At 60.7% G+C, this 8333-nt stretch carries 8 protein-coding genes; 3 read left to right on the top strand and 5 right to left on the bottom strand.

What is annotated here, in order from left to right; all coding sequences use genetic code 11:
- Window positions 1-123: 123 nt before the first annotated feature.
- The 4 genes from WMO24_RS00340 to WMO24_RS00325 form a co-directional block, all read right to left on the bottom strand.
- Window positions 124-756 carry a precorrin-2 dehydrogenase/sirohydrochlorin ferrochelatase family protein gene (locus tag WMO24_RS00340; RefSeq protein ID WP_349214042.1) on the bottom strand — a complete coding sequence of 211 codons (633 nt, stop codon included), beginning with the start codon at window positions 754-756 and terminating at the stop codon, window positions 124-126.
- A 22-nt stretch (window positions 757-778) separates the two neighbouring features.
- Complete coding sequence (locus WMO24_RS00335; RefSeq protein WP_349214040.1) at window positions 779-2539, bottom strand: ABC transporter ATP-binding protein; 1761 nt, start codon at window positions 2537-2539, stop codon at window positions 779-781.
- A gap of 62 nt (window positions 2540-2601) precedes the next feature.
- On the bottom strand, window positions 2602-4056 hold the full coding sequence (locus WMO24_RS00330; protein WP_349214038.1) for a nicotinate phosphoribosyltransferase: 1455 nt from the start codon (window positions 4054-4056) through the stop codon (window positions 2602-2604).
- Between the two features lie 56 nt (window positions 4057-4112).
- Window positions 4113-5504, bottom strand: coding sequence for a D-alanyl-D-alanine carboxypeptidase family protein (locus tag WMO24_RS00325; RefSeq protein WP_349214036.1), 1392 nt, complete (start codon window positions 5502-5504; stop codon window positions 4113-4115).
- Between the two features lie 163 nt (window positions 5505-5667).
- Between WMO24_RS00325 and WMO24_RS00320 the strand changes: the two genes are divergently transcribed.
- Both WMO24_RS00320 and glpK read left to right on the top strand, forming a co-directional pair.
- On the top strand, window positions 5668-6018 hold the full coding sequence (locus tag WMO24_RS00320; protein ID WP_349214035.1) for a RidA family protein: 351 nt from the start codon (window positions 5668-5670) through the stop codon (window positions 6016-6018).
- Between the two features lie 19 nt (window positions 6019-6037).
- Window positions 6038-7528 carry a glycerol kinase GlpK gene (glpK, locus tag WMO24_RS00315; protein WP_349214033.1) on the top strand — a complete coding sequence of 497 codons (1491 nt, stop codon included), beginning with the start codon at window positions 6038-6040 and terminating at the stop codon, window positions 7526-7528.
- Window positions 7529-7568: 40 nt separating this feature from the next.
- Here glpK and WMO24_RS00310 read toward each other — a convergent pair whose 3' ends face one another.
- Window positions 7569-7880: a helix-turn-helix domain-containing protein gene (locus WMO24_RS00310; RefSeq protein WP_349214031.1), complete on the bottom strand. Its 312-nt coding sequence runs from the start codon at window positions 7878-7880 to the stop codon at window positions 7569-7571.
- Between the two features lie 88 nt (window positions 7881-7968).
- On the opposite strand from WMO24_RS00310, the gene WMO24_RS00305 reads away from it, so the two are divergent.
- Window positions 7969-8333, top strand: a 365-nt coding sequence (locus WMO24_RS00305) for a hypothetical protein (protein WP_349214029.1), incomplete at its 3' end; no start/stop codon positions are given.

Genomic DNA, 8333 nt, shown 5'->3' with positions numbered 1-8333 from the left:
AACTATATCTGAAATGCATTTTTGCAATTCATTCAAAAACCTTTCATTTTAGACTTGACTTTTAATAGTTAGTCTTTGGTCTGTTTTCAAAAATCCATTTCATTATAAAATGATTGGAAAATACTATTTGTAATTTTCTGTCTGCTGCCAGAACTTCTCGCACAAAGCCTGCAGCTGCGACGCGGAAAGGTCCGGGTCCCGGTCCAGTGCGGTGCGCAGCGTGCGGATCAGGCGGTCAGCCGCCTCCTCGCCGCCCCGGCGGGCTGCTTCGCGCTGGGTCTCCAGCACATCGGGCAGCGCGCCGTCGCCGGGGGGAATGGCCGCCTCCAGTTCTTTGCGCAGCAGCTTTGTGTAAAAGGGGGCCTTGCCGCCGCTGCACACGCCCACCACCACATCGCCCCGCCGCACCAGCGCGGGAAAGTAAAAGGTGCAGGCACGGGCATCGTCGGCCGTGTTCACGGGGATGCCACGGGTGCGGGCCTCGTCGCTCACCCGAAGGTTCAGGGCCCGGTCGCCGGCTGCGGCAATCACCAGTGCCCAGGGCGTTCCCCACAGCCACGGTTCGCCGCCGGTCAGCGCGGCGGTGCGGCAGACAGCGTTCAGCGTCTCCCAGCCGGGGCAGAAAGCGGCCGCGGCCGCGGTGATGCGGCACCCGAAAGCGGACAGGCTGCGGGCTTTGCGCAGGGCCACGGCCCCGCCGCCCACAATGAGCACATCCCGGTCCGCAAGGGATACAAACAGCGGAAAGTACGGCATACAGACCCTCCTTGGTCGGTCGTCACAGAGAGGTTTCGTTCAGCGCCTGCGCACTGTTCCACAGCCGGCTGTACACGCCGCCTTTGGCCAGCAGCTGGGCGTGGGTGCCCTCTTCCTCGATGCCCGTTCCGCCCAGCACCAGAATGCGGTCCGCGCTTTGAATGGTGGTCAGCCGGTGGGCAATGGTCAGCGTGGTGCGGCCTTTGGCCAGCCGGGCCAGGCTCTGGGTCACGGCGAATTCGCTCTCGTTGTCCAGGGCGCTGGTGGCCTCGTCCAGAATCAGCACCGGCGGATTCTTCAAAAACACCCGCGCAATGGAAATGCGCTGCTTCTGCCCGCCGGACAGCTTCACGCCGCGCTCGCCCACGTATGTATCGTATCCGTCGTGCAAAGCGGTGATGAACTCGTGGGCGCCCGCCAGCCGGGCCGCCTGGATCACTTCGTCCCGGGTGGCGTCGGGCCGCCCGTAGGCGATGTTCTCATACACCGACCCGCTGAACAGATAGACGTCCTGCTGCACGATGCCCACGGCACGGCGCAGCGACTGCAGCGTCACGGACCGGATGTCCTGGCCGTCCAGCAGAATGCGGCCGTCGGTGGGGTCATAAAAACGGGGGATCAGGTTGCACAGCGTGGTCTTTCCGCCGCCGGAAGGGCCCACCAGCGCAATTTTTTCGCCGGCGCGCACATGCAGGTCAATGTGGTGCAGCACCTTGTGGTGGTCGTCGGGATATTCGAAGCTCACATCTTCAAACCGGATATCGCCCTTCACGTTCTGCAGGGGAACCGCCCCCGGCTCGTCCAGAATGTCCACGTCCGCGTCCATGATCTCGCAGAAGCGCTCCACCCCGGTCAGGCCCCGGTAGAACTGCTCGGTAAATTCGATGATGCGGCGCACGGTGGTCAGCAGCGTGGTCACGTACATCATGTAGGCCACCAGGTCGCCGGGCTGGATGCGGCCCGCCCGCATGAAAAAGCTGCCCGCCACCAGCACCACCAGATAGATCAGGCCGTCAAACAGGCGGGTAGTGGTGTTGAATGCGCTCATCCAGTGGTAGGTCTCCCGCTTGATGTTCAGAAAACGGGAGTTGTCCTGCTCGAATTTTTGTTTTTCCACCTCTTCGCCGGAAAAGGCCTTTACCACCCGTTCGCCCAGCAGCGTGTCCTCGATGCGGGCGTTCAATTCGCCGATCTGGCGGCGCTGCTTTTGAAACACGTCCTTCATCCGGTGGTTGAAAAAGGCGCAGCACACCGCCATCACCGGGATCAGCGCAAAAACGATACACGTCAAAAGCAGATTGGCCCGGGACAGGATCACAAAGGAGATAGACACCTTCAAAGCGGCGATGAAAAACTCCTCGGGGCAGTGGTGGGCGAACTCGGTCACATCAAACAGGTCGTTGGTGATGCGCCCCATGATCTGGCCCACCTTGGTGTTGGCAAAATACGCGTCGGACAGCTTCTGCAAATGGCTGAAGGCGTCCCGCCGCATATCCGTTTCAATGCGCGCGCCCATCACGTGGCCGGTGTTGGCCATGAAGTAGTTGGCCGCCGCATCCACCAGGCGCAGCACGCCGTATAAAGCGCCCATCCGCACAATGAAGCCCACCGTCAGCCCGGCGGGGTTTTCGGCGCCCATGTTGGTCACGGTGCGCACCATCAGCGGCAGCACCAGCTCGCAGATGCAGGTCAGGGCCGCACAGAACAAATCAAACAGCAAAATGCCCTTATACCGCAGAAGATAGGGCATAAAACGGCGCAGGGGCGCTGGTTTTGTAGACATGATCGCTCCTCCTCAAGACAGGACAAATCTGCCGCGGGCGGTGTGTGCCCACGGCAGATGCATCAGTTCTTTCCGAATTCGTCCAGCAGGCGCTGGCGTTCGTCCCAAAGCTTCTGGGACAGGTCCACATAGTACCCGTGGGGATTTTCAAACCGCGTGACCTCGTCCCACAGCGTCTCCACCTGGGCGGCGCAATAGGCGCGGATGTCAGGCAGGGCGGGGTTCTTGTACACGCGCTTGCCGTCCTTGTAGATCAGGGTGTTCAGCTTTTTGGCATGTACGTTCTGGAAGGTGCGTTTTTTCCAGGTTTGCACCGGGTCAAACAGGGTGATGCCGCCGGACACGTCCACCTCTTCGTCGTACATGGTAATGTAGTCGGCCATGGCTTTGCCGGTCTCGCTGTCGTAAATGCGGTACAGATTTTTCAGGTGCGGAGTGGTGATCTTCTCCACCGATTCGCTGATCTTGATCTTCGGGGTGTACACGTCGCCGTCCTTCACGGCGGCCAGCTTGTACACGCCGCCGAACACCGGCGTGGATTTGGAGGTGATCAGGTTCTCGCCAATGCCGAAGGAATCGATCTGCGCGCCCTGCACCAAAAGGTCCCGCACAATGTACTCGTCCAGCGAGTTGGAAGCGCAGATGCCGCAGTCCGGGTAGCCGGCTTCGTCCAGCATGCGGCGCGCCCGCTTGGACAGATAGGCGATGTCGCCGGAGTCGATGCGCACGCCCTTGGGCCGCTTGCCCATGGGTGCCAGCACTTCGTTGAACACCCGAATGGCGTTGGGAATGCCGCTGCGGGTCACGTTGTAAGTATCCACCAGCAGGGTGCAGTTGTCGGGGTACAGCTCCGCATAGCGCTTGAAGGCCTCGAACTCCGAGGGGAACATCTGCACCCAGCTGTGGGCCATGGTGCCCAGTGCGGGAATGCCGTACTGGCGGTCCGCCATGACGCAGGCCGTGCCCACCACGCCGCCGATGTACGCGGCCCGGGCGCCCAGTACCGCCGCGTCGTATCCCTGGGCCCGGCGGGAGCCGAACTCCATGATGGGGCGGCCTTTGGCGGCCCGCACGATGCGGTTGGTCTTGGTGCAGATCAGGCTCTGGTGATTGAAGGTGACCAGCAGCAGCGTTTCGATCAGCTGTGCTTCAATGGCCGGGCCCTCCACAATGACGATGGGTTCGCCCGGGAAGATGGGCGTGCCCTCTTCCACCGCCCAGATGGTGCAGTGGAACTGGAAATTCCGCAGGTAGTCCAAGAAGCGCTGGGAAAAACAGCCCTTGCTCTGCAGATAGGCGATGTCCTCGTCGGAGAAGTGCAGATTGTCGATGATCTGGCAGAACTGCTCCAGTCCGGCCGCGATGGCAAAGCCGCCATCGTCGGGAATTTTGCGGAAGAACATGTCAAACACGCCGACCTTGTCGGCGTAGCCCTCCTCAAAATAGCCCGCGGCCATGGTCAGCTCGTAAAAATCCATCAAAAGGGTAAGGTTGCGCTCCTGGTTGATATTGGTCATAAATGATCCCGGCTTTCTTTCAGTTTGGGTGTATTGTTCCGCCCGCGGGCGGTTGGTCACGGTTTGCGCGGTCCGCGCTGGTCCCGGCGGCGGGCACGGCGCTCGGCCTCTTTCTTGTTCACATACCAGAACAGCAGTCCGTATCCGGTGAAGAACAGCACTGTCAGCACCGCAACCACTTTCACGTACGTGCTGGTCAGCGCGCTTTTCACAAGGGCCAGCCCGTACAGAAACAGGCTGCGGCTCACGTCCTGCCCGGCCACCAGATCCACGGTGCCGATCACCTGCCCCGACAGGCTCAGCGTCAGGGTGCCCACTTTGTCGCCCTGGGACAGGGGCGCGTCCACTCCGTCGGCAGGCACGTCGAAGGAATATTCCATCAGATCGCCGCTGTCGTTGGGCAGAATGGTCTTCATGTCGCTGGCGGGGTACAGCTTCAGCGAGGACACGTCCGCGGAGTAATTCACCTTCACTTCGGTGATGGGAACGTCCGTCTCCAGCGCGGGGCGCACGGAGAAATTGTCAAACACCCAGTCGTACAGCGCGGCGGTGTCGTGAAAACTGTAGGCGTACCCGTCTTCGGCCGCGTCCCAGGGGCAGCCAAGAACCACGGCGATGAAGCTCTCTCCGTTGTCGTTCACCGCGGCGGAGACAAAGTTGCGCCCGGCCGCGTAAGTGGAGCCGGTCTTGATGCCTTTGATATAACTGCGGTAAACCCCCGACGAGGGCTGGATCATCCGGTTGGTGGTGGTGATGAAGTAAGCCGCGTCCGGATTCTGCTCCGGATAGGCGGCCGTGGAGTGCTTGGCGTTGTCCGTGAAGGGCATCCAGTACAGCGAGGTGCCGCACACCGTGCGGAAAATTTCATGCTTCCAGCACTCCTGGGCAATCAAAAACAAATCGTGGGCCGTGGAGTAGTTGCCGCCGTCCATGTCCACCAGACCGTTGGTGCTGGTGAACTGGGTGTTGGTGCAGCCCAGCTCCTTGGCGCGGGCATTCATCATGGCGTAAAAGTTGTTCAGGTTTCCGCCGCTGAGATAATAGCCCACGGCCTCGGCGGCCTCGTTGGCACTGGGCAGCATCATGGCGTACAGCATGTCCAGCGCCCGGACCGTTTCGCCGGGCTGAATGTCCGCGGTGGAAGAGCCCTCTTCGATGATGGCGCCCGTGTACAAAGAGCGCTCGGCCGTGATCATCGTGTTCTCCAGATCCCCCACCTGTTCCATCAGAAGAAGGGCGGTCATCATTTTGGTCAGGCTGGCAATGCTGCGGGGCGTGTCGGCGTCTTTCTCATACACCACAATGCCCGTGTCCAGATTGACAAGGTAGACCTCGGCTGCCGTCAGGCTCACGGTCTCGGGCAGCTCAAAGCCCGCGGCCATGGCGGGCGACGCGCAGACCACGACCAGCAGCACCAGGGCGGCAAAGCAGGCGGCGCATTTTTTCATATGGCATTTCCTCGCAAAAAATGTTAGAATGAACGCAGAATCAAGTGTAAAGTTCCTGCGGCCTGCCAAAAAGGGCATATAATTAAAAGTATTATAGCAGGATTCACAGGAAATGAAAAGTTTTTTGGCGTTGTGCAGGCGCACCGCCGGAAAGGATGGCACTATGGAAATCAAACGAAACGGCACCAACGGCCGCCGCGCGCTGAGCGTGGCGTATGGCGATCTGCTGTACACCAGCGGCATCACCACCACCGATCTTGCGGGGGACATCACCGCACAGACCCAGGACGTTCTCAAACAGCTGGACGACATTCTGTGCCGCGGCGGCACAGAGCGCAGCCGCGTGATCAGCGCCACCATCACTCTGGCGGACATGGCGGATTACGGTGCGTTCAACGCCGTGTGGGACCAGTGGGTCGCAGACGGGTTCGAACCTGTGCGCAGCGTGACCGAGGGGCATTTGGCCGTGCCGGAATACAAGGTGAAAATCTCGCTGATCGCCGCGCTGCGGTAACGGAAAAGGAGGCGGCTCTATGAAGCAGTACGTCATGGCGCTGGACCAGGGTACCACCTCCAGCCGGGCGGTGATTTTTGACGACGCGCAGAACATTGTGGGCATCGCGCAGAAGGAATATGCACAGATCTATCCCCGCGAGGGCTGGGTGGAACACGATCCCATGGAAATTTATGCCAGCCAGTACGGCGTGATGACCGAGGTGCTGGCCCGCAGCGGCCTGTCCGCCAAGGACATCGCCGCCATCGGCATCACCAACCAGCGCGAGACCACCATCGTGTGGGAAAAGAGCACCGGCCGCCCGGTGTACAACGCCATCGTGTGGCAGTGCCGCCGCACCGCAGGCCTGTGCGAGGAGCTGGAGCGCCAGGGAAAAAGCGAGGCCATCAAGCAGAAGACCGGCCTGCTCATCGACGCCTATTTCAGCGCCACCAAAATCAAATGGATTCTGGACAATGTGCCCGGCGCCCGGGAAAAGGCCCGGCAGGGCGAACTGCTGTTCGGCACCGTGGACACCTGGCTGATCTGGAAACTGACGGACGGCCATGTGCACGTCACCGACGTGACCAACGCGTCCCGCACCATGCTGTTCAACATCCACACCCTGCAGTGGGACCCGGAGATCTGCTCCTGGCTGGACATCCCCATGGAGATGCTGCCCGAAGTGCGGGACTCCAGCTGTGTGTACGGCTATGTGGAGATGGGAGGCGCCAAAGTGCCGCTGGCGGGCGCCGCCGGCGACCAGCAGGCCGCGCTGTTCGGCCAGGCCTGCTTTGAGCGGGGCGAAGCCAAGAATACGTACGGCACCGGCTGCTTCCTTCTGATGAACACCGGGGACCAGCCTGTGGAGAGCAAAAACGGCCTGCTGACCACCGTGGCCATCGGCCTGGATGGCAAGGTGCGCTATGCGCTGGAAGGAAGCGTGTTTGTGGGCGGCGCGGTCATTCAGTGGCTGCGGGACGAGATGCGCCTGATCAACGAGAGCGCCGACAGCGAGTATTTTGCGGGAAAGGTGAAGGACTGCGCGGGCGTGTATGTGGTGCCCGCCTTCACGGGCCTGGGCGCGCCTTATTGGGACATGTACGCCCGGGGCGCCATTGTGGGCCTGACCCGCGGCGTGAACCGGAACCACATCATCCGGGCGGCGCTGGAGAGCATCGCCTATCAGACCCGGGACGTGCTGGAGGCCATGCAGGCCGACTGCGGCGCCCGGTTTGCCGCGCTGAAAGTGGACGGCGGCGCTTCGGCCAACAATCTGCTGATGCAGTTCCAGGCGGACATCACCGGCATGGCGGTGGAGCGCCCCAAAGTGCGGGAGACCACCGCCTTGGGCGCCGCGTACCTGGCGGGGCTGGCCGTGGGCGTGTGGAAGGATCTGGACGAGATCCGCGGCCGATGGACGCTGGACCGCGCGTTCCAGCCTCAGATGGAGCCCGAGACCGCCGCCCGCAAGGTGGCCGGCTGGGAAAAAGCGGTGGGCCGCGCCCGGAACTGGACCGCACCGGAATAAACGGTACATTCAAAGCAAAAAGCGCCCTGACCCGATGCGGTCAGGGCGCTTTTTTCGGTTCCTCCGGCGCGCGGCAAAGCTCGTTGATGCTGGTGTTCAATGCCTGTGCCAGCAGCGCCAGTTCGATGTCTGTGACAAAACGTTCGCCGGTCTCAATGCGGCGGATCATGTGGTGGTCCACGTCGTATCCCATCACCTGAAGGCGCGCCGCCAGCCCCCGCTGTGAAAGGCGAGGCGTTTTGGAAAGTCGGATGCGGCGCACATTGGCACCGCAGAGATTGTTGGTTCCGTCATCCGCTTTGATCTTGAACACATCGGCCTCCCGTTCAAATTGGTAAATACTGTTCAACATTCATTATTTTATGTTAGAATGGAGACAATATTGGTAAACACTGTTCAACATGAACAAGTATTTTAACAAAAGGAAAAGGAGAAGCAAAGTGAACAACGCGACCGATTTGAAAGCCAGGCGTATTTACGAATTGCTGTTGGGAATGTACGATCTCAGGAACTATTTTCCGCCGGAAGCAAAGGAAGTAGAGAGCTTGTTCCAACCGGGCAGCGAGTGTTCGGCGCTGCTGGAGCAAGCCTATGCCGCCCGGCGCCGTCTGGGCAGGCGCCTTGGCACCGGCGAAGAGGACGCGGATCTGCTGCAGCTGGTGGAATGTTATGAGGAGCTGGGGGAAAAAGTTGCCTTCAAAATGTACGAATACGGGTGCGGAAAGACTCAGACATCTGCAGAACGAATTCGTCTACATCATCCGTCAGATAGAGAATGTCAAATCCCTTGGATAACACGCGCTCC

It is taken from the genome of Ruthenibacterium intestinale (genome assembly GCF_040096265.1).
Classification (GTDB): domain Bacteria; phylum Bacillota; class Clostridia; order Oscillospirales; family Ruminococcaceae; genus Ruthenibacterium; species Ruthenibacterium komagatae.
Note: the sequence above shows the minus strand (reverse complement) of the source record. Positions and strands in the feature narration are given on the sequence as shown.